This is a genomic window from Edaphosphingomonas laterariae, assembly GCF_900188165.1.
GTDB classification, from domain to species: Bacteria; Pseudomonadota; Alphaproteobacteria; order Sphingomonadales; family Sphingomonadaceae; genus Sphingomonas_E; species Sphingomonas_E laterariae.
This window is the reverse complement of the sequence record NZ_FZOS01000035.1, coordinates 1-17,064: the sequence shown is the minus strand read 5'-3', so window position 1 is coordinate 17,064 and position 17,064 is coordinate 1. Positions and strand designations below refer to the sequence as shown.

The 17,064-nt window shown below is 63.6% G+C and carries 29 protein-coding genes; 14 read left to right on the top strand and 15 right to left on the bottom strand.

Features of this window, described 5'->3' with window-relative positions; all coding sequences use genetic code 11:
• Positions 1–62: 62 nt before the first annotated feature.
• From CHB74_RS18710 to CHB74_RS22115, 4 genes are all read right to left on the bottom strand, one after another.
• Entirely contained in the window at positions 63–1,892 is a 1,830-nt protein-coding gene (locus CHB74_RS18710; RefSeq protein WP_089221029.1) for a terminase large subunit, read from the bottom strand.
• Positions 1,867–2,298, bottom strand: coding sequence for a P27 family phage terminase small subunit (locus CHB74_RS18705; RefSeq protein WP_089221028.1), 432 nt, complete (start codon positions 2,296–2,298; stop codon positions 1,867–1,869). Before CHB74_RS18705 ends, CHB74_RS18710 begins: the two co-directional genes overlap by 26 nt.
• A 34-nt stretch (positions 2,299–2,332) precedes the next feature.
• Positions 2,333–2,638, bottom strand: a complete 306-nt coding sequence (locus CHB74_RS18700; RefSeq protein WP_245843028.1) for an HNH endonuclease — start codon at positions 2,636–2,638, stop codon at positions 2,333–2,335.
• A gap of 340 nt (positions 2,639–2,978) precedes the next feature.
• A complete protein-coding gene (locus CHB74_RS22115) occupies positions 2,979–3,116 on the bottom strand; it encodes a hypothetical protein (RefSeq protein ID WP_179220916.1) in 138 nt (45 codons plus the stop codon).
• 51 nt (positions 3,117–3,167) lie between these two features.
• On the opposite strand from CHB74_RS22115, the gene CHB74_RS18695 reads away from it, so the two are divergent.
• Positions 3,168–3,458: a type II toxin-antitoxin system RelE/ParE family toxin gene (locus CHB74_RS18695; protein WP_089221027.1), complete on the top strand. Its 291-nt coding sequence runs from the start codon at positions 3,168–3,170 to the stop codon at positions 3,456–3,458.
• A 2-nt stretch (positions 3,459–3,460) separates the two neighbouring features.
• Positions 3,461–3,739 (top strand): addiction module antidote protein, encoded by a 279-nt coding sequence (locus CHB74_RS18690; RefSeq protein ID WP_089221026.1) that lies wholly within the window; start codon positions 3,461–3,463, stop codon positions 3,737–3,739.
• Positions 3,740–4,052: 313 nt separating this feature from the next.
• Here CHB74_RS18690 and CHB74_RS18685 read toward each other — a convergent pair whose 3' ends face one another.
• From CHB74_RS18685 to CHB74_RS18640, 10 genes are all read right to left on the bottom strand, one after another.
• On the bottom strand, positions 4,053–4,664 hold the full coding sequence (locus CHB74_RS18685; protein ID WP_144033855.1) for a hypothetical protein: 612 nt from the start codon (positions 4,662–4,664) through the stop codon (positions 4,053–4,055).
• Positions 4,665–4,778: 114 nt separating this feature from the next.
• Positions 4,779–5,435, bottom strand: a complete 657-nt coding sequence (locus CHB74_RS18680; RefSeq protein WP_089221024.1) for a hypothetical protein — start codon at positions 5,433–5,435, stop codon at positions 4,779–4,781.
• Complete coding sequence (locus CHB74_RS18675; protein WP_089221023.1) at positions 5,432–6,802, bottom strand: replicative DNA helicase; 1,371 nt, start codon at positions 6,800–6,802, stop codon at positions 5,432–5,434. The genes CHB74_RS18680 and CHB74_RS18675 overlap by 4 nt, the downstream gene beginning before the upstream one ends.
• Positions 6,799–6,981, bottom strand: a complete 183-nt coding sequence (locus tag CHB74_RS18670) for a hypothetical protein (protein WP_089221022.1) — start codon at positions 6,979–6,981, stop codon at positions 6,799–6,801. Before CHB74_RS18670 ends, CHB74_RS18675 begins: the two co-directional genes overlap by 4 nt.
• Positions 6,978–7,304, bottom strand: a complete 327-nt coding sequence (locus CHB74_RS18665; protein WP_089221021.1) for a hypothetical protein — start codon at positions 7,302–7,304, stop codon at positions 6,978–6,980. Before CHB74_RS18665 ends, CHB74_RS18670 begins: the two co-directional genes overlap by 4 nt.
• A 418-nt stretch (positions 7,305–7,722) precedes the next feature.
• Positions 7,723–8,262, bottom strand: a complete 540-nt coding sequence (locus tag CHB74_RS18660) for a hypothetical protein (protein WP_089221020.1) — start codon at positions 8,260–8,262, stop codon at positions 7,723–7,725.
• Positions 8,259–8,405 carry a hypothetical protein gene (locus CHB74_RS22290; protein WP_218821471.1) on the bottom strand — a complete coding sequence of 49 codons (147 nt, stop codon included), beginning with the start codon at positions 8,403–8,405 and terminating at the stop codon, positions 8,259–8,261. Before CHB74_RS22290 ends, CHB74_RS18660 begins: the two co-directional genes overlap by 4 nt.
• A gap of 226 nt (positions 8,406–8,631) precedes the next feature.
• Positions 8,632–8,874, bottom strand: coding sequence for a DUF2312 domain-containing protein (locus CHB74_RS18650; RefSeq protein ID WP_089221046.1), 243 nt, complete (start codon positions 8,872–8,874; stop codon positions 8,632–8,634).
• Positions 8,875–8,903: 29 nt separating this feature from the next.
• Entirely contained in the window at positions 8,904–9,326 is a 423-nt protein-coding gene (locus tag CHB74_RS18645) for a hypothetical protein (RefSeq protein WP_089221018.1), read from the bottom strand.
• Between the two features lie 81 nt (positions 9,327–9,407).
• The gene (locus tag CHB74_RS18640) at positions 9,408–9,839 is read right to left on the bottom strand and encodes a hypothetical protein (RefSeq protein ID WP_218821470.1); all 432 of its coding nucleotides are present in this window, start codon (positions 9,837–9,839) and stop codon (positions 9,408–9,410) included.
• A gap of 262 nt (positions 9,840–10,101) precedes the next feature.
• On the opposite strand from CHB74_RS18640, the gene CHB74_RS18635 reads away from it, so the two are divergent.
• The gene (locus tag CHB74_RS18635) at positions 10,102–10,365 is read left to right on the top strand and encodes a hypothetical protein (RefSeq protein ID WP_089221016.1); all 264 of its coding nucleotides are present in this window, start codon (positions 10,102–10,104) and stop codon (positions 10,363–10,365) included.
• 184 nt (positions 10,366–10,549) lie between these two features.
• On the opposite strand, the gene CHB74_RS22110 is transcribed toward CHB74_RS18635, so the two are convergent.
• Positions 10,550–10,693, bottom strand: coding sequence for a hypothetical protein (locus CHB74_RS22110; protein WP_179220915.1), 144 nt, complete (start codon positions 10,691–10,693; stop codon positions 10,550–10,552).
• Between the two features lie 146 nt (positions 10,694–10,839).
• Here CHB74_RS22110 and CHB74_RS18625 point away from each other — a divergent pair, with 146 nt between their 5' ends.
• The 11 genes from CHB74_RS18625 to CHB74_RS18575 all read left to right on the top strand — a co-directional run bounded on the left by CHB74_RS18625 (position 10,840) and on the right by CHB74_RS18575 (position 16,889).
• Positions 10,840–11,805 (top strand): S24 family peptidase, encoded by a 966-nt coding sequence (locus CHB74_RS18625; protein ID WP_218821469.1) that lies wholly within the window; start codon positions 10,840–10,842, stop codon positions 11,803–11,805.
• A 505-nt stretch (positions 11,806–12,310) separates the two neighbouring features.
• The gene (locus tag CHB74_RS18620; protein WP_089221014.1) at positions 12,311–13,102 is read left to right on the top strand and encodes a DUF1828 domain-containing protein; all 792 of its coding nucleotides are present in this window, start codon (positions 12,311–12,313) and stop codon (positions 13,100–13,102) included.
• 5 nt (positions 13,103–13,107) lie between these two features.
• Positions 13,108–13,509: an HIRAN domain-containing protein gene (locus CHB74_RS18615; RefSeq protein WP_089221013.1), complete on the top strand. Its 402-nt coding sequence runs from the start codon at positions 13,108–13,110 to the stop codon at positions 13,507–13,509.
• Positions 13,510–13,622: 113 nt separating this feature from the next.
• A complete protein-coding gene (locus CHB74_RS18610) occupies positions 13,623–14,081 on the top strand; it encodes a hypothetical protein (protein WP_089221012.1) in 459 nt (152 codons plus the stop codon).
• A complete protein-coding gene (locus CHB74_RS18605; RefSeq protein WP_089221011.1) occupies positions 14,081–14,266 on the top strand; it encodes a hypothetical protein in 186 nt (61 codons plus the stop codon). The genes CHB74_RS18610 and CHB74_RS18605 overlap by 1 nt, the downstream gene beginning before the upstream one ends.
• Before the next feature lie 107 nt (positions 14,267–14,373).
• On the top strand, positions 14,374–14,607 hold the full coding sequence (locus CHB74_RS18600; protein WP_089221010.1) for a hypothetical protein: 234 nt from the start codon (positions 14,374–14,376) through the stop codon (positions 14,605–14,607).
• Positions 14,607–15,353: an NUMOD4 motif-containing HNH endonuclease gene (locus tag CHB74_RS18595; RefSeq protein WP_089221009.1), complete on the top strand. Its 747-nt coding sequence runs from the start codon at positions 14,607–14,609 to the stop codon at positions 15,351–15,353. Before CHB74_RS18600 ends, CHB74_RS18595 begins: the two co-directional genes overlap by 1 nt.
• Entirely contained in the window at positions 15,350–16,030 is a 681-nt protein-coding gene (locus tag CHB74_RS18590) for a hypothetical protein (protein WP_089221008.1), read from the top strand. The genes CHB74_RS18595 and CHB74_RS18590 overlap by 4 nt, the downstream gene beginning before the upstream one ends.
• 100 nt (positions 16,031–16,130) lie before the next feature.
• A complete protein-coding gene (locus CHB74_RS18585) occupies positions 16,131–16,349 on the top strand; it encodes a hypothetical protein (RefSeq protein ID WP_089221007.1) in 219 nt (72 codons plus the stop codon).
• Positions 16,350–16,398: 49 nt separating this feature from the next.
• Positions 16,399–16,647, top strand: a complete 249-nt coding sequence (locus tag CHB74_RS18580) for a hypothetical protein (protein ID WP_089221006.1) — start codon at positions 16,399–16,401, stop codon at positions 16,645–16,647.
• Positions 16,644–16,889, top strand: coding sequence for a hypothetical protein (locus CHB74_RS18575; protein WP_089221005.1), 246 nt, complete (start codon positions 16,644–16,646; stop codon positions 16,887–16,889). Before CHB74_RS18580 ends, CHB74_RS18575 begins: the two co-directional genes overlap by 4 nt.
• The last annotated feature ends 175 nt before the right edge of the window (positions 16,890–17,064 follow it).

Genomic DNA, 17,064 nt, shown 5'->3' with positions numbered 1-17,064 from the left:
CGTTCACAGGCGGTGCGATGCCAGCTGCCGCCGCGGCGGCCCGCGCGCCGAGCCTGTAGCCGTTAAATGTCGACGAAGAGCGATCCACTATAGCCACCCTCCGCCAGTTCCACATTGTCCGCGGCACCCGCGCCCATGGCGCTGGTGACGATGCCGTCGATCCGGCCGCGCGATCGTTTCTTGTCGAAAGCCCGGTTCCCTTGCGGGTCGGACAGGAGCGCGGCGTTTGCAGCGCAGGAATAGGTCACCGGCGAATTGTCGATGACGATCGTCTTGGCGAGGATGCGGTCTTCAAACCGCTGGATCGATTTCGGCATACAATATTGCCGGTCCTCGAAATTCACCCGCGGCCCTTGGAAATGCTTGACCATTCGTAGGCCGTTGCCGGCCTTTTCCTTCGGGCCTTTGTAGGTCCAGACCGGGAATCCGATCTTGTCACAGGCGGTTTCGAAGTCGGCAATTTTCGCCGGGTCGAAAGCAAGTTCGACGACATTGTGCTCGCCGCAGAGCCGTTGAACCTGTTCCGCAACATACTCAAAATCGATCGTGGCGCCGGGTACGGCGTTCAGCCAACCATCTTCCACCCACTGCTCGTAGGGCGCCTGGTCGGCGACAGCACGATCGGCGAGACCGTCCTTAGTCGTCCAGTACCAGCTTTTCTGCCACATGATGCCCGCGCCATCGATCCATGTGGCGGTGAGGGCGGTAAGGTCGTTCTTCTGGCTGAGGTCGAGGGTGAGCCAGCAGGGGCACCCTTTCAGCGCGGCCAGCACATCGGAATTGACGTCGTCCAGCACGGCCGCCCACGCGACCTCATCAATCCAGAAGTCGGCGGCACCCGTTGGAATGCCGAAATAGAGCCTCTTTACCGATGAAGCGGTGGAGAGCCGCGTTTTCGCGGTCTGCACTTCCTCTCGGATGTTCGTGACGGGATAGGTGATGCCCAGTGCCGGCAGAGACTTCTGCCAAACAGCCTCATTTTCGAAGATGGTTTTCCAGTCGCTCTTGTCGACGCGGAACACCAATGAGAACGCGCTATCGTCGCGGACCTTCCCGCGGGCGATATCCTGATAGCTGTCCGAATATGACGTGCCGACATGCTGTGACGTGGCGGGCGTGTTGGTGCCCAGCACCATCATGGCGCTGCCGGCGATCTTGGCGATGGCGCGGCGCCAGGTCTCTATCTGGCCGTCCGTCTTGAACTCGTGGATTTCGTCGGCAAGCACCATGCGAGGGCGCGGGCCGGATTGAGTTTCACCGCCGGCGAGGGCGCGGAAGAACGACTGCGAGGCGGGGTGCTCGATCTTCCAGGCGTTGTCGCCTTCCCCGCGGATGACGACTTCACCAACCTCCTCGAGGGTGTCGCCATCGTCCCAGCCGGGGATCTGGGCCCGGCACATGGCGACGGCGTCCTTGAACAGGACGTTGGCCGTATTCTTATCAGCCGCGATCGCATACACCTGCGCGCGCGGCGCATCGCACCAGCCCATAGAATAGAGGCCGAGCCCGGCCATCAACGGCGACTTGGCCTGCCCCTTGCCGGTTTCGATCCAAGCCGAACGGAAGCGAAGGCGGCCGTCCGCGTTGTGCCAGCCCATAAGCGAACCGACGGCGAAAGTCTGCCACGGCAGCAGGTTGAACGGTTTCCCGGCAGCAGGGCCGTCCGTGATCGTGAACATGGCCGGGAAGAAGTCGAACGCGCGCTGCGCGATATCCGGCCGAAAATACAGGCCGCGGCGCTCGCCGTCGCGGAGATCGCGCAGATGACGTTCGGCGGCATAGCGAACGAGGTCGCCGACGACGAAATCACCACGGACAGCGGCTTGCGCCCATGCAGTTGTGGGGTCGACGTCCTCTTCGCCGCGCCTATTTCGCCCGCTTGATGAACGCATCGGCGCCGGTTGCCTGCCTTACGCGCCGCTGCACCTTGCCGACGCCGTTACGGCGGCGCGGCGAGATACCGAGTTCAGCTTCCAGCGATGCGGCATCATTGCCCATCTCCCGCATGGCCTGGAAATACGGGCTCAGGCGCGCGATCGCGCGGGGGTTGCCACGCTTGGGTTTCATCACCGCGCCGTTTTCCGCGACGAAACGCGCATTGCGGTCGAACTCGATGTAGGTCAGCACCAGGCGCTGGATTGCGTGGGCGTTGGAAGGTGACAGCGTTTCGCGCTCACGCATTTCGGTGGTGACGCGGCGCCAATGATCTCCGGCCGCCTGCCGCTCGAGTTCATCATTCAGGATCATGGGCCAGTCGGGCTCTGCGACGATCTGGCCGGTGCCGTCGATCACGTTCATGCAGCATCACCCCCTTCGGGGGTGCTCCCAACTTTTATGTTTGAAACTGCTCGCGGTGCGCACGGAGGGACCGTTCGGTGTCCCGCACCGAGGGCCCTCCACTTTCACCCCCCCCGGGGGGGGCGTTCCATGGGTGGTCCGGGTTGGTGGGTCGGCCTGACCTCGACACGCCGCGCCCCTTGATCGGCCCTCGATGGCCGAACTGCTCGGCCGTTACCTCAGCGTGGCACGAGTCGCACAGGTTGCGCGTGTTGCTGTCCTCGTCGCTGCCTCCGTGAGCCAGCGGCTTGATATGGTCCACAACTGCGGCAAGCCGAGTGACCCCCTTGGGAAGGCACATCTCGCACAGGCCATTGGTGCGATCGAGGCGCCGCCGACGCTGGGCGACGCCCGCCCGCCCCCGCAGACGCTGGGTCATCACAACTCGTACACGGCTGGCCCAGGCGGGCCCGGCAATTCTTCACGATACTGCGCATCCGGGCCGCAACGATCACGACGGCGGAACACTCCCGCCCGCCCCGCGCGGCGCTCGCGTGATGGGCCGACAGATAGGCGGTCGTTCAACTCGCCGGTTACGATATCGCGACGTTGCGACAGCGGACGGCTGCACACATACGCCGTTTGCGTCGACGGCGCGCGGGTCAGCCATTGACAACCGACGCAACGAGGCGATTCCACTGTCACCGCCCGAACCACATCCAGTGCCGGTTGCCCGCCTCGTCCTGCCACAGGCTGATGCAGAACCCTCGGCCGTGCCAGTGGGCGCGCCACAGGGAGAGCGGAAGCAGGGTGAGCATGGCGGCCTCCATGACAATCATCAGACGTATCCCATGGTTGACACGCTTCAATGTGTCGCCTATGGTTGACACATGATCGAAGTCCGCCAGACACTCCACTTCACCACTTGGTTCGATGACCTGCGGGACATTCAAGCCAAAGCCCGCATCGATGCCCGCATCCGTCGCGTGTCGATGGGCAACTTCGGTGATGTGAAGCCCGTTGGCGAAGGCGTGAGCGAACTGCGGATCGATTATGGCCCCGGCTATCGCGTCTATCTGACGCAGCGGGGGCCTGTGGTGGTGATCCTGCTGATCGGCGGCGACAAGAGCAGCCAGAAGCGGGACATCAAGGACGCCAAGGAAATCGCGAAGGAACTGTAACCATGGTGACGACAACGCGCTGGGATGTGGCTGAACATCTCGACAGCGAAGAGGCGATTGCCGCGTATCTCGATGCGGCGATGGAAGATGGCGACCCCGATCTGATCAAGGTCGCCATCGCCGACGTGGCCCGCGCCCGGGGAATGACGGATATAGCACAGAAGGCGGGCATCACCCGCGCCGGCCTTTACAAGGCACTTGGCGAACACGGAAACCCTTCCTTCGCAACGGTCCTGGCGGTGGTGAAGGCGCTCGGGGTGAGGCTGTCGGTCGCGTCGTAATCGCGGGGACGGGCCGGCAATGGGAGCCGGCCCGTATCGGGCGCGCTTGGCCCGCGCCCGATCGATGAAGCTGTATGTCCCGCCTATCCGGCGGCGGGCGCTACGGGCGCTGGCGCTGACGGTTTCAAACCGTGTCAGGCCTCCCCGCCATGCATCTGGGCTCTTGCGGTGCCATCCCGGATGACAGGTTCCGCCTTCAACGCCCCGCGGTGTCTCGCGATGTCCAGAAACGCATTGCGCCCGCGAGCCGGGGGGATGGCTGCGGGCGCAATTAGAACAACTATCGAACACCGTACTTGAAACGGTGCCCTAGTCAAGCACTTGGTGGCGCCGACAGCCAGTCCGCCAACGCATCGAACGCCCGGCCGATGCGGCCCGCATATCGATCGCGCTGCCGGCCGCCGGAGAACGTCGGCGCTACATCGTGAATGACAAGCCGATCGATCAGGGCGACCATGTTCGCCGGCAGGAGAGCGCGGCCCTCACGCCAGCGCAGGCGGGCGCGCAGTTGCCGCTCCGTGGCCGGAAGCCCATAGCTCGATCCGGCCGCGCCGGGGTGCGTGATATCGTACTGCGCGATGACGCGGCCCTCGATGCCGGCAAGGGCATACACATTGCGATACCAGTCGGCCGCGTACCACTGCGGATATGTCAGGCGCTTCTGTTTCAGCCAGCGGTCGATATGCGTGTCGGCGAACCGCCGCGTGATCAAGGCGCGCTCGCCCGCCTTGTCAATCATGGCTTCGACCGCCTCATGGAAGCGCAGCCCCGTCTTGCCCTCCGGCTCCGCCATGGCGATCCGCTCCGGCGTGGCGTCGATCGGCGGAGTGATGCGCGGCCGGCACGCGCGCTTTGGCGCGGGTGGCGCCGCGACCACCACCGCACGCTCGCCCTTCAGAATTGCAGCGGCGCGGGCGGCCGCCACCGCCGCGCTACGCCCCGTGTCGACCCGTGTTGCTTTTCCCATGTTCGCTATGCCGCCTTCGCTTCCTGATCGTCCTGCGCGGCCATCGCCGCGTCGATTTCGTCTTGGGTTCGCTCATCCGGTGGAGCGTAGGGGCTCCATCCCCCGGTATCTCTCAGCGCCTTTGAGCAGCGCTGAGAGGCCGGATGGTTGGCCGGGAGGAGATTGCTGGCGACGTGGCGCGTCGTATCCGCCCTCCAACAGCTTGGCGAAATTGTCTGGTCGAACCATGAACTTGAAATCCGCCCGCCAGTCCGGCTTGGTTTCGCCCCGGCAGAACGGGGACCGCTCGACAGCGGCGATTGCGGCGGCGACGGACGCCGGGCCATGCTCGGCGATGCGGGCTTTGAGCATCGCAAGCCGAGATCCGGCCAGCCGGCCGCGAACTTCCGCCAAGCCGGCCCTGCCGGCCATCGCGTTCCACGCCGAAACCGCTTCCTCGATCAGATTTTCCGCAGCCGGGGGGCAGTCCCCGTCAGGGGACTGGGGAAACACGGGGGGGTTAGAATATATATCATTGGGGGGGGTAACGCTCGGTAACGCGTTACATGCGTTAACAGGCGTTACAGCGCGTTTCGCGCGGAAGCGGCGCTGACGCTCATTGTTGTTCGCGCGCTTGCGCGCCTTTGTGGATTCCGACGCGGCCATGTCCGCCTTCACAACGGCGGCGATCTGTTCGGCGGTGCATCCCGATGCAACCATGGCGTCAAGAACAGCAGCGGACAGGCTCATCCACGCACCGCCTGGTTTGCACCCCAAAATTCACCGGTGGCGATGCCTTCCTGCCCCTGACGGTTCTTTGCGACGATAAAATCGATGCGGTTCTGGCAGGCGTCGAGGGCGGCCCGCCAAGCCGGCCATTCAGCCGAGCCTTCCTCGGGCTGCTCCTTGCGCAGATAATACTCCTGCCGGAACAGGAACATCGCCACATCCGCGTCCTGCTCGATCTGGCCACTGTCGCGGAGATCGGAAAGCAGAGGCCTCTTGTCCGGCCGCTTTTCGGCCTCGCGGCTAAGCTGGGCGAGCGCCATCATCACCACGTCATTGTCTTTGGCGATCGCCTTAAGGCCACGGCTAACCTCGGAGACCGCTTCATATTGTGAGCGCCCCTTGGTGTCGGCCGAAACGAGTTGAAGATAGTCGACGATCACCAGCTTCAGTTCGACGCCGTGCGCGGCCATGCGGCGCTTGTGCCGCCGGATCATCATGCCAAGCCGGCCGATGGTGATGCGTCCGGTATCAATTACCTGCATCGGCAGGCCCGACATTTCTCCGTGCGCGCGGGCGACCATGCGGCGCTGATCGGGGGTCAGGTTGCGATTGCTGATTGCGGCATAGGGCACGCCACCCCGGCCGTTGAAGCACATGTCCGCCGCGAGGCGACCACCAAGTTCCTGGCTGGACATTTCGAGCGACACGAAAAGAACGCCGTGGCCCCCGCGCGCAACGCCGACGGCATAGGATAGTGCCATGGCGCTCTTGCCCATGCCTGGCCGGCCGGCAACGATCACAAGCTGCTTTTCGCGCAGCTTGCCCCACAGGCCGTCAAGTGAGGGGATCGCATTGCACAGGATGCCCGACGCCGGGTCATCCATGCTATCGATCATCTCGCGAATGCAATCGGCTCCCGAAGGCTGATGCATCGTGTCGGTGGTCGCTCCAGCATCGACGATCGCGGCGTCAGCGGTGTCCACGATCTGTTCGGTAGTCGCCGAAAGATCGCTGGCGAGGCCGATGGCTGCATCCAGCCCTTCGACCAGCCGGCGGCGCTTGGCGAGATCCCGGATCTGTCGAGCGAAATCCATCGCGCCCAACATGCTGGCGCCGCTGCCGGTCAGCTGTGCCAGATATCCGGTGCCGCCAAGCGCCTCGATCGCCGGATCGTCTTGCAGGAACGGCGGCAGCGTCACCGGGTTTGCATGGCGGCCCAGCGAGCGTTCGCGGATGAGCAGGGAATAGATCCGGCCATGGACGGGCTCGGCAAAGTCCGCAGGCTGCACGATATCGGCGGCGCGGTCGATCAGCGCGTTTTCCATCATCAGCGCGCCAAGCAGCGCGGCCTCAGCTTCGACATTCGCAAGGGCGGTACGATCGTTCATGCCGCGTCCTCCGCCAGATAGGCATCAGCCCAGCGCTTCCACGCGCGGACCATCTCCTGTTGAAATTCAACGTCGACGCGCAGGCGCGGATTGTCCGCGATGCGCTGGGCGAGAACGCGATATGCCTCCCAAAGGCGCTGGGTAGCATCAGCCGGCCGAAGCTGAACGACATTGCTCATTTCAACTTCTCCACGATGTGTGCCGCGGCCTCGCCATGCGGTGACAAGAGGGCGATCGTATCGATCGCGCGGCGAACGCGGGCCTTGTCGGCATCGCTGAGCACTTTGAAAATCGCCGTCGCCACGATCATCTCGGCCGAGCGCGTGAACGAGGCTTCGTCCCACGGCTTCCGGGCTTCGGGATTGATCCGCTCGGCAGGGTGGCGTGCGATGCCCTGGGCATCGACAAGCTGGCGCTGCAACAGAACGCCGGGCTGCTGAACCCGCTTACGGGCGGCGGTGGGGAGGCGAACCACATTGTTCGCCAACGCAGTGTCCTGCATGGTCGTCTCCGTCGTGAGTGGAGCCCGACCAACAGCTGCAAATCTGGTGGCCGGACGCGCGGGTTTGCAGACCGCCACGACGGCAGCGGCAGGCACAAGGCCTCCCGCACGCCCGACCATAGAAAAAGGCGCACGGATTTTGGTCCTGCGCGCCTTGGGCGCGTCGTGATTGCGGCTGCAAATCCGCACCGGCGCGCTTTCAGCGCCAGTGACGGCATAATGCCGCTGACCAAGGAACGGTGTCAAGAAATTCGACGGCGACATCAAATCGGCCTCCGCATCGCCTCGCGGCGCACAGCCTCACGGTTGCACTCGCGGCAAAACTTCGGACCGCCACAGCGCTTCCAGCCGCCATCCCCCAACGGGAAGACGTGCCAGCGCTTGCCGAAGTCGTCCGTTTCGATCGTGATTTTCCGAGTCATGCCGAGGCGAGCGCCTTCCGCAGCACGGCGGTGTTCTCCGCTGCCTTGGGCGCCAAGCGCTCCTCCGCTCCGTCGGTGGCCACGATGGAAATAACGACGTCATCGACACCGAGTATCGCAACGGAGCGTCGCTCCATTTCTACGCTCAATCTACGGATGGAGACCGATGCGCTTGACCCCCCAGCCTGCCAATGGGTTTGGCCGGCAATGCGGGCCCGATAGCCCCCGGCACCATCGCTCTCCGCCTCCGCGATCGGCGCGCCGCCGACCTCCAGTGCCCACCGGCCGCGCTTCTCCTTGCGCCAGATCAACGCGATCGGCTGAGCAGAGGCGCGATAATCGGAGAAGGTGATGCCCCAATCTCGCGCGTAATCGCGGGCAGCCGCACGGCTCTGGCGCAGCAGAGCCACTGCCTCATCGAGCGATTTACCCTGGCGGCTCAGGTTGAGCAGGTAGCAGGCCACCATCGCCTTGTCGGCGGTCACACCTGCTTCGGCAGCCACTTGCGAATAGAGGCGTCCGGAATTGTCCATCATTTCCTCCTTGCGGTTTCGTTGTCGATCAGTTCGCGGATGATCCGGACCGGGACGATGTTGCGCACGGGCCAGCGGTGGAAATCGGCCGGCCCAATGGTCCGCAACCGTTCCGCCGGAAGTTGCCGGAGAAGGGCGCTGATCATCGCCGGGGTATAGGGGGTGCTTATCGCTGCCTCCTTTCGACCTCACGTCGCAGCTGGGCCGTGGTTTCGTCCTGCCGCTGGCGTTCAGTGGCGCGGCGCCGGGCGGCGAGTTGCCGTCCGCTGGCGGACACCATGTCGATGGGGGTGGAGCGCGCCCGCCGGCCGGCACCGAAGGCCCAGCCAATGGCGAGACACGCAATACCGATGAGAGCGAGCGCGCCCATGGTCAGGCGAGGCCCAAAGCGGCTTTGTACGTCTCCAGCAGGGCCTCAGCCTCGTCGCGATGGTGCTTTTCCATCCGGCGAAGGCGGACGATCGCTCGCATCGTCGGGGCATCATAGCCCTGGCTCTTGGCCTCTAGATAGACGTCCTTGATATCCTCCGAGAGCGCCTTTTTCTCTTCCTCCAGCCGCTCCACGCGCTCAATGAAGAGACGCAACTGATCGGCGGTCACGACGTTGTCGGCCACGGTTTTCTCCTTTCGGTTGGGAAGCACGGTCACTGGATCGCCACCCCGTGCTGGTGGCAGAGGGAAATGAACTGCGCGGCGGGCAGGCCCGGCAGGCCGTCATGGCGGGCGCCGTAGCGGAGCATCGCGCGCAGGAGGTTGAGGGAGCCGTAGAGGGCCGGCTTCACCGGCGTGGACTCCAGGATTGGATCCGCCGTCCGCGAATAGATGTGCGGCCTGCCGCGGCCACGGGCGACAACGCCGTCGTTACCTTCCTCGCGCAGCCGGTGGATGCGGTTGATCAACGCCGAGCGGCGGCGGCCGTGCAGCATCACCACGATCTCGTCGTAGGTTCGGCCGGCGCGGATGGCGTCCAGCAGGATCGCGTCCTCCGCGTCCGTCCACGGACGATATGGCCCGCGCGGTGCGCTCTTCGTTTCAGGCCGCACAAATTCGCTCGCGGAACCGGTCATCACCGGCGCCGCGCCTCTCAACGCTTGCATTCGTCTGTCTCCCCCCGGGGCCCGTCCCCGGCCTAGGTTCTCAAATTCGGATCAGCCCCCGTTGCTGGCGACCAATGCCAGCTTGGGAATCATCTGCTCGGCACGGCGCGCCAGGCGGGCGCGCTCGTTGTGGTCAAGCTCGCCATCTTCAAAGGCTTCCGTGCCCTCGGCCACGAACTGTGATGCTTCGGTCAGCGCGCTCCGCACCGATGCCTCCGCGTCATGCTCGATCGGGCGGGTCGCAAAGCCCATGCGCCGCGCGACACGGTTGAAGGCCGCAGGCGGCAACGCCGAAAAGATGCGCATCAGCATCACGGCCGACATCATCGGCGGATCGCTTTCCACATAGGAGCGAAGGGTGCGCTCCTTTTCGCCGATCGCCTCAGCAAGGTCGGCCCACGTCGTGCGCTTGCCCTGTCCCACATGGAGGCGAAGCGTATCTGCGATCAGGATTTTTCCATTCTCGTCGTCAAGGCCGAGCATCGTTGTCATCGCGTAACGCTCCGGGTCGGTGCAGTGTCGGCACCATGAACAGGGGGGAAGAACGCATCATCGCCGCGCGCGCGGGCCGCGCCGCAACGCGCCACCCGGCCGGTGTCGTCGACCGGGTGGAACGCGAAGGCGCCCCGAGGGGAAGGGATGATGTGCGATGGAATGGGCGAGACGATCATGTCAGCGCGCCCTCGCCGACCGCCGGAGGCGTGCTATCGTCGTGTCGTTACCCCGCTGACGAATCGAGGAAACTATGGCCTGGCTGGAACGGAAAACGCTCAACGAACACGAAGTGCCCGCCGCACGCGATCTGTTCGAAAGGATCGTCGCGGCCGAGGCTGAAAGCCTCACCGACGAACAGCGCGCGAATCCCCGCGAGTATTTGCTCTCTACATGGCGCGTCGCAGCTGAAACCGTCATGCGTCCTCTCCATCGGGTTGAGGAGCTCGCGGAGGAGCTGGCGCGGCAGAGGGCGGTGTCTGGCTCGGGGTTTCTTGCAACCCTGGATGACTATTGAGCCCGTCGCGAATGTAGTGGGCGAGCTTTTCGGCCGAGAGGATCAGATCCTTCCAGCCGTCGACCGCCCCAATCGCAATCGCGAGCTTGAGGCTTTCCAGCCGAATAAAATCGTCACGCATGCCGGAGGGCTTCGAAGCCGCCGAACCGCCGCACGGCGGCGAATTGGTCGCGTCGCCCATCCCTCAATCCTCCCCGCGCGGTGCGCCAAGCGCCGCAATGATCTGATCCAGCTTCGCATCGATCGGAGCCAGCCGCTCCGCAACAATCGCCGCGATCCGCTCCTCCTCCGCTACCGAAAACGGAGTACCACTTTCGGCTATCAGCACGTTGCGATCCTCCCGGGTGCCGTTCGACGGTGGCGACGGGGTGAGGTCCGAAAAGGGGGCGATTGCCCCTCTCCGCTGGGCGGTCGGTACGATGCCATGAACTCAACCACCTTGTCGGCGGTGCTCATTCGAATGTCGCGGCCGGCGTGCAAATCGCGAACAAAATGCGGATCGCCGAGCACTTTCCGACCAAAGGTAATCGGGGACATTCCATGCTGAGCAAGGAAGGATTCAATCTGTTCGATGATGCTCGGAGTGGGCGTGTCCATGAAGGTGTTTGTAAGGTAGGGCAAAACCCACCGTCAAGCGGAAAAGGTAGGTTTATCCCCATTATGGTGGATGCGGCCGAAGTGTGGGACATAACCCACATGCAATCTGCCTCCGGCGAAGCCACGCCGCTCCAAATCTTCTTGCAGCGCGCGATCGACGCCGCCCCGAAAACGCGCGGCTATTACGACAAGTTGCTGCAGGAGCGCCTCGGCACAAAGGGGAAGCCGCTCTACGATATCCACCGCGGTAAGATCGTGAGCCCCAGCATCGCCACTGTGCAAGCGATCGCTGAGGTGCTCGGCCAGCCGCGCGAATTGCTGCTGCGGGCGATGGATGGCGAGGACGTTCACCCTGCAGCGGCCTCGAACGCGGTGGCAAAGGTGCGGCCGACGTCGGATCATTTGCCCACGCGCTCCGCGCACGCGGGTGATGGCGCCATCGCGCTCAAGCAAATCGACATGGGTTTTTCGATGGGCCCAGGCGCCAACATTGATGACTATGTCGAGGAAGGGACGCTGGATTTCGATGCTGGTCTACTGCGCTCGATCACGCGCTCGCCAGCCGATCGGCTCTATGTCGCGCGCGGCGACGGCGACAGCATGTTTCCCACCCTCGTCAATGACGACATGGTCATCTTCGACACCCTGCAGCGCCAGCTGAACCTGCAGGATCGCATCTGGGCATGCAGTATCCATGGCGCAGGCGCCATCAAGCGACTGCGTTCAATCGGGAAGGGCCGGGTGCTGGTGATCTCAGACAACGCGGCTGTGGATAATCAAGAGGTCGACGCTGACGATTTGGTCATCGTCGGCCGCGTAATCTGGGTGGGACGCAGGGTTTAGCGTTCAGCCGGTTCGATTCGGGGGGGGGTGATTTGCGGGTCCGTCATTTAATTCAAAAGCCAAAGCTCCAGGCTTCGGATACAAATTGGCGAACCGATGACATGCCGCCACGGGCGTGCCCGATCTATTCGCAGTCGCGGCCGTCGCGCGCTGGCTGGCAATGGCGGTCAGCGCGGGCCACTGCGGGATCGCAAGAGTTTTGGCTAGTGGCGCTTGCCAACCCAAAGCGCGGAGATTTGAAGTCGACACTGATTATGAAAACAGAGGGCGGGCACTCCGTAGTGGCGAGGTTTGAGTTTCATGCGAGCCACCCAGGGCGGCACGTCCATTCTGATTGCGCGCGAGGTGGCATCGAGGTCGGCGCGACGGGCATGGACGGGTTGGGCCGATTTCCGGCCGTTCGATCGCGGCACCGGCGATCGGCGGCTTTATCGCTATCGACATTTTGGCAGGAATCCCGCAAATTCTTTCGGATTGTGGATGATCTTGGCCCGCTGTTCAGCTCATGATTGAAACTCTCGAGCGAGATCTTTGCGCGGCGTTTTGCGCGGGACTGGAGGTGCATCCAGTGCCCTCGGGTTATGCCGTGAGCTCGTCGTTCACCGACGGTAGCGGAGACAAGATCACATTCTACATAGTCGAGACGCCTGACGGTTTTGTAGTCGAAGACGATGGCGACTACCTTGCTTCGCTGATCGCTAGGGGCATCCACATCGAAGCTGGCGCCCGAGGCAAGATGTTGGATGCGATTCTCGATGAAGCTCGAGCTTACTGGGATCGCGAGACGCTGGAGATTAAGTCGGAGGTGTTTCCGCCGGACCAGTTGGGAGCGCGCGCCATCGATTTTCTGTCATCGTTGATCCGAGTGCGGGATTTGGCCCTAATCACTCGTGATCGTGTGCGATCCGCGTTTCGGGATGATTTTATTGCCGCCGTGAGCGGCCGCTTCGACAACCTCATCGAGATCACCGAGAATGTGGCTCCTGCGAACGATCTGTCTGAGTTTCCTGCAGATATTGTTCTGAGGCCGCTCGGCGCCAATGGCAGGACGGGCGCAGTGTATCTTGTGAATACCAACGATAAGCTCAACGAAGCATTGCTCGCTTGGCGCGAATTAGAGGACCATCCTCACAATAATATCGCATTAATGGCGGTGCTTGAAGAGTCTGAGTTCAAGCATATCAGCCGACGTAAATTCCAGCGCGCACAAAATCGGCGCATGCCGATGCCGATATTCCGTGGCGATGAAACAGGCACGCTCGATTTTATCGGCAGGGAAATGAAGATCCCGATCTAAGGCGGATGATTAACTCATTCAGTCTCGCCGTGGTCGGCGCTGATTACCCGAACCGTCGCGGCCCCGGCCGCCGGTTCGAAATCGCTCTGTGCGCGCCCGGCGAGCCGATCGACCTGATCCCCGAACCCAATAACCCCGCCGATCCGCGCGCCGTGGCGGTGTTCAGCGCGCGCGGCGTCCAGATCGGGTATGTCACTGCCGAGCGCTGCGGTTGGATCAGTGGCATGCTCGGCGCCGGCCGTGAGGTGCGGGCCATCTTCCAGCAGCGAACATCCTACGGGGCGGCCATACGCATCGCCTTTGACGGTGAGGAGCCGACGTTGCCGGCCGCCATCGCCGAATCGCCGCCGGCGCAAGGTCATGATGATTCGGGGTTTTGGCCGGATGATATCCCGCCGGACGATTAAGTAGGTATAGACCTACATTGTCGTTGACATGGTAGGAATTGCCCCACTATCAATGCTCCCACGAGCCGACCTCAGCATGGTGCTGACGCGAGACGCTCGATGGGGAGCGTTTCATGCTGGCAGCAGCAAAAGCGGTCGTTGCCGACCCTGATCTGGAACAGTCGATCGAGGATTTCCTGCCCGTCGCCGCAGACATGCGGGCGATGCTGGAAACGTCCGAGCGGATGCGGCCCGGCACGCGGTCCCATCAGCAGGCGCTGGCCTATGTGAACGGCCACCGTGCAGACATTGCGACGCGGGCAGGGCGCCACGGGCTCAGCGAGGCCGAGTTCTCCGCGATCCTCTATGCCGAGCTTGCGGCCCGCCGCAGTGGCCGCCGGGTCAAGCGCGTCGCGGTCGTCACCGGTACGCCGCCGGAGTTGCTGAGCGCCCTCGCTCGCGAAACCGAGGCCCTCCGCGCGCAGACGGCTGCGAGGCAGGCGTATAAGGCCGCGCGCCAGGTCTATGCCGAAGCGCAGTACCACCGGCGCGTGATCGAGGCGCAGGTCGAAGCATCGCGGGTGTCGCTGTGATGGGCCGCCCGGTCGAGCTCCTCGATATCCCGCTGGTCCCGGCCAGCCCCCGCCGCGCGTCGTCGGTTGCCCGTGCATGGCGCTGGCTGTTCGAGCCGCGTCCCATCAGCCAGACCGAATGGCGCGCCTTCTGTGGCTGCCTCGGCCTGTGGGTGGTCATCATTGCCTGGGCGGTGCTCGGCTGATGCTTCCGCCGCGTATCAAACACAAATCGCGCCGGGAGAACGCCGGCAAACGATGCCCGGGGCATACAGCTTGGGTCCGCGGCTTTGCTTGCTCAAACGCGAAGTGCGTGACGCCGGGCGATCCGATCGAATTCGCGCATGTCCGCCGCGGCACGGGCGGCGGGATGGGCATGAAGCCCAGCGACCGCCATGGGATTTCACTTTGCCGCACGTGCCACGCGCGACAGCACCTTATCGGAGAGGCGGCATTCGAAGCTGAGACGGGGCTCGACCTCCGCGCAATGGCCGATGCCTACGCCCGCAAATCTCCGCATTGGTCAAAACTCAAGGAAATGAATTGATGTCGCAGCCTATAGAGGAGTGGCGGGACGTGCCCGGTCTTGGGGGGCACTATATGGCGTCATCGCTCGGTCGGATCATTTCAAAGCCACGCATCGTCAAAAAGATATACTCCAATGGCCGGCTAGTCACTCAGCACTATGGCGAGCGCATTCTAACGCCGCGCTCGGAACCTGGCCACTATACAGTTGTCAAGCTCAGCGTCGACAACAAGGAGCGCGCCGTCCGGGTACACCGCTTGGTCCTGATGGCTTTCGTGGGCCCGTGTCCTGAAGGCATGGAGGGCTGCCACAACAATGGCGATACTAGCGACAACCGGTTGGAAAATTTGCGGTGGGATACCCATCTGGCGAACAATCGGGATCGCCGCGACCATGGCAACTACGCCACGGGCGAGAGTCATCATGCTCACAAACTGACCGAAGACCAGGTTCGAGCAATCATGCTTGATGAACGCAGGCTCGAAGAGATTGCGCGCGATTATTGCATCAGCAAAACCCATGCGTCGCGCATAAAGAATGGCTTGGTTTGGGCCTCGCTTCCCGGGAAGAGGCTGAGGCCGCAGGGGATGTCCCTCCGCAATGTTGCACGCGGCGATCGCGTGGGACGGGCGAAGCTCAACGACGACGCTGTTCGAGCAATTCGATGCGATCCACGGAAGCAGCGTGACATCGCTAGGGATTTCAAAATTGCGCAGTCGCAAGTCTGGGCGATCAAGGCCGGAAAATCGTGGGCGCACGTCCTATGAGCCAGCCCACACGCGAACAGGTGAACCACGCGCTGCTCTATGGCGCTCGGGTCGCCCCGTCCCAGCTCGGCGGCGAAGAGCGCCCCGGCAAGCAGATGCCCGTGGGGCCGGCTGGCCTTCCGATCCCGGCTGAGCGCGCGATCTATCGAAAGACGATCGACAGCGAATTGCTCGGGCGCATCGTCAAGGTTGCCCATGGCGCCTGGGCGGCCAGCCGGTTGCCGATGCCGCACTGGGAGGCAACGGCCGACACCCTGACAGCGGATATCGCCAGCCGTTACCCCGCTGCGGAAATGGCGGTGCTGGCCAAATACGGGCACGCCAAGCCGATCGATATCGTGGCGGTGCAGATCCGTGGCGGGTTCAGCCATGCGCCCGTGCGCCTTGAAATGGTCGCACCCCGCACGCTGCCGCACCGCGCCACCTATTACGTGGCCGACCTCACCGAGCAGCCGCCGTGCGCCGATCCGCATGTGCCGGCCGCCACGCTCGAATTCTTCCGGGTGTGGGACGAGATCGCCCGCGCGAAGAAGGCCGATTTCATCAACGCCTTGGGCTGGCCCGGCCAGTTCAAGAACAAGGAAGGCCGCTGGCCCCGCTGGTTCGAGATCGAAAAGGCCTGGCCGAAGATCGGCGCATGGCTCCGCGACCAGCGACAGGCCCTCCGGCGAACCTGATCCCACCCCATCCCCATCCCCATCCCGCTCGCGGTGAGCGGGTTCGGGGCGGCGCTAACGGGTCTGTTTTTGCCGCCCCGCCATTTTCGAGAGGTAAGCTGTGAGCACAACCCCCGATCTTGATTTCGACGAAATCGAACTGCGCATCGAGCGCATCCGCAATGGGTTCCTGCTTTGCGCGGTCAAGCGGACCGACCACTGCGGCATCTGGAGCCAGAAGGCCTTTCACGAGACGGAGGCGGATGTTCTCGCGGCTCTCCCGGCTGCCTATGTGGAGGCCAAATTGCTCACCCGCGAAATCGGTCGGGAGGACTTCTGATGGCGCGCGTTCCGACCGACGCCGGCCAGATCGGGCGGGGGTGCGGGGAGTGAGTGGCGCCGACAAAGCCAAGCGCACCTTGCTGGGGATCGCAATCCCCCGCGACGAACTGGCGCTCAGGATTGCGCAGCCGTGCCTGGGGATGACTGCGGCGCCCGGGACGGACGCAACCGAGGCGCTGGATGCCATGGATCGCCTTGCCGGTCCTGTTCCCATGGGCACCAGCTTCCGTCGGGCCGCTGATGCCGCAGTGCTCTATTTCCACGAGTGCATCAACGCGGGGAGCCAGCCGTCATGAGCGAGCATCAGAGCTTCACGGTTGATACGACGGCCTATCTGCGGAACCTCGATCGAGAGGACCGTCAACAGCGCTGTATCGCCATCCACTATCAGGCCGCACCCGTCGAACATGCCGATGGATCGAAGTCCATCAGCCTGCGCGTGCCGGCCCTGATCATGTCGCTCTATTTGGGCAAGCCCAATGAGGCGGCGGAGAAAATAGCCCGCATCCTCAACAAGCATTGGGACGACGAGGCATGACCGCCCACCCCGAACCCCGCCCGCTGGAGGTGGAGTGCCCCGTTTCTCCGCTGCCGTCGAGGAGACACCAGGTCGATACCACCATGGAGAGCGGGCCGAACAACTGTTTCTTCTGTGAGAAGCCGATGCCCCGCAGAAATTGCAATGGAGATGACCGATGAAGGGAGACATGCGT

Coding starts and splice junctions, on each gene's coding strand:
- CHB74_RS18675 (WP_089221023.1), bottom strand. CDS start 6,802: ATGAACGATCGTACCGCCCTTGCGAATGTCGAAGCTGAGGCCGCGCTG.
- CHB74_RS18705 (WP_089221028.1), bottom strand. CDS start 2,298: ATGAACGTGATCGACGGCACCGGCCAGATCGTCGCAGAGCCCGACTGG.
- CHB74_RS18590 (WP_089221008.1), top strand. CDS start 15,350: ATGAGCCAGCCCACACGCGAACAGGTGAACCACGCGCTGCTCTATGGC.
- CHB74_RS18695 (WP_089221027.1), top strand. CDS start 3,168: ATGATCGAAGTCCGCCAGACACTCCACTTCACCACTTGGTTCGATGAC.
- CHB74_RS18640 (WP_218821470.1), bottom strand. CDS start 9,839: ATGCTCGGCCTTGACGACGAGAATGGAAAAATCCTGATCGCAGATACG.
- CHB74_RS18595 (WP_089221009.1), top strand. CDS start 14,607: ATGTCGCAGCCTATAGAGGAGTGGCGGGACGTGCCCGGTCTTGGGGGG.
- CHB74_RS18610 (WP_089221012.1), top strand. CDS start 13,623: ATGCTGGCAGCAGCAAAAGCGGTCGTTGCCGACCCTGATCTGGAACAG.
- CHB74_RS18605 (WP_089221011.1), top strand. CDS start 14,081: ATGGGCCGCCCGGTCGAGCTCCTCGATATCCCGCTGGTCCCGGCCAGC.
- CHB74_RS18660 (WP_089221020.1), bottom strand. CDS start 8,262: ATGATGGACAATTCCGGACGCCTCTATTCGCAAGTGGCTGCCGAAGCA.
- CHB74_RS18700 (WP_245843028.1), bottom strand. CDS start 2,638: ATGTGCCTTCCCAAGGGGGTCACTCGGCTTGCCGCAGTTGTGGACCAT.
- CHB74_RS18680 (WP_089221024.1), bottom strand. CDS start 5,435: ATGAGCCTGTCCGCTGCTGTTCTTGACGCCATGGTTGCATCGGGATGC.
- CHB74_RS18670 (WP_089221022.1), bottom strand. CDS start 6,981: ATGAGCAATGTCGTTCAGCTTCGGCCGGCTGATGCTACCCAGCGCCTT.
- CHB74_RS22290 (WP_218821471.1), bottom strand. CDS start 8,405: ATGATCAGCGCCCTTCTCCGGCAACTTCCGGCGGAACGGTTGCGGACC.
- CHB74_RS18690 (WP_089221026.1), top strand. CDS start 3,461: ATGGTGACGACAACGCGCTGGGATGTGGCTGAACATCTCGACAGCGAA.
- CHB74_RS18575 (WP_089221005.1), top strand. CDS start 16,644: ATGAGCGAGCATCAGAGCTTCACGGTTGATACGACGGCCTATCTGCGG.
- CHB74_RS18615 (WP_089221013.1), top strand. CDS start 13,108: ATGATTAACTCATTCAGTCTCGCCGTGGTCGGCGCTGATTACCCGAAC.
- CHB74_RS18635 (WP_089221016.1), top strand. CDS start 10,102: ATGGCCTGGCTGGAACGGAAAACGCTCAACGAACACGAAGTGCCCGCC.
- CHB74_RS18620 (WP_089221014.1), top strand. CDS start 12,311: ATGATTGAAACTCTCGAGCGAGATCTTTGCGCGGCGTTTTGCGCGGGA.
- CHB74_RS18710 (WP_089221029.1), bottom strand. CDS start 1,892: ATGCGTTCATCAAGCGGGCGAAATAGGCGCGGCGAAGAGGACGTCGAC.
- CHB74_RS18645 (WP_089221018.1), bottom strand. CDS start 9,326: ATGACCGGTTCCGCGAGCGAATTTGTGCGGCCTGAAACGAAGAGCGCA.
- CHB74_RS22115 (WP_179220916.1), bottom strand. CDS start 3,116: ATGATTGTCATGGAGGCCGCCATGCTCACCCTGCTTCCGCTCTCCCTG.
- CHB74_RS18665 (WP_089221021.1), bottom strand. CDS start 7,304: ATGCAGGACACTGCGTTGGCGAACAATGTGGTTCGCCTCCCCACCGCC.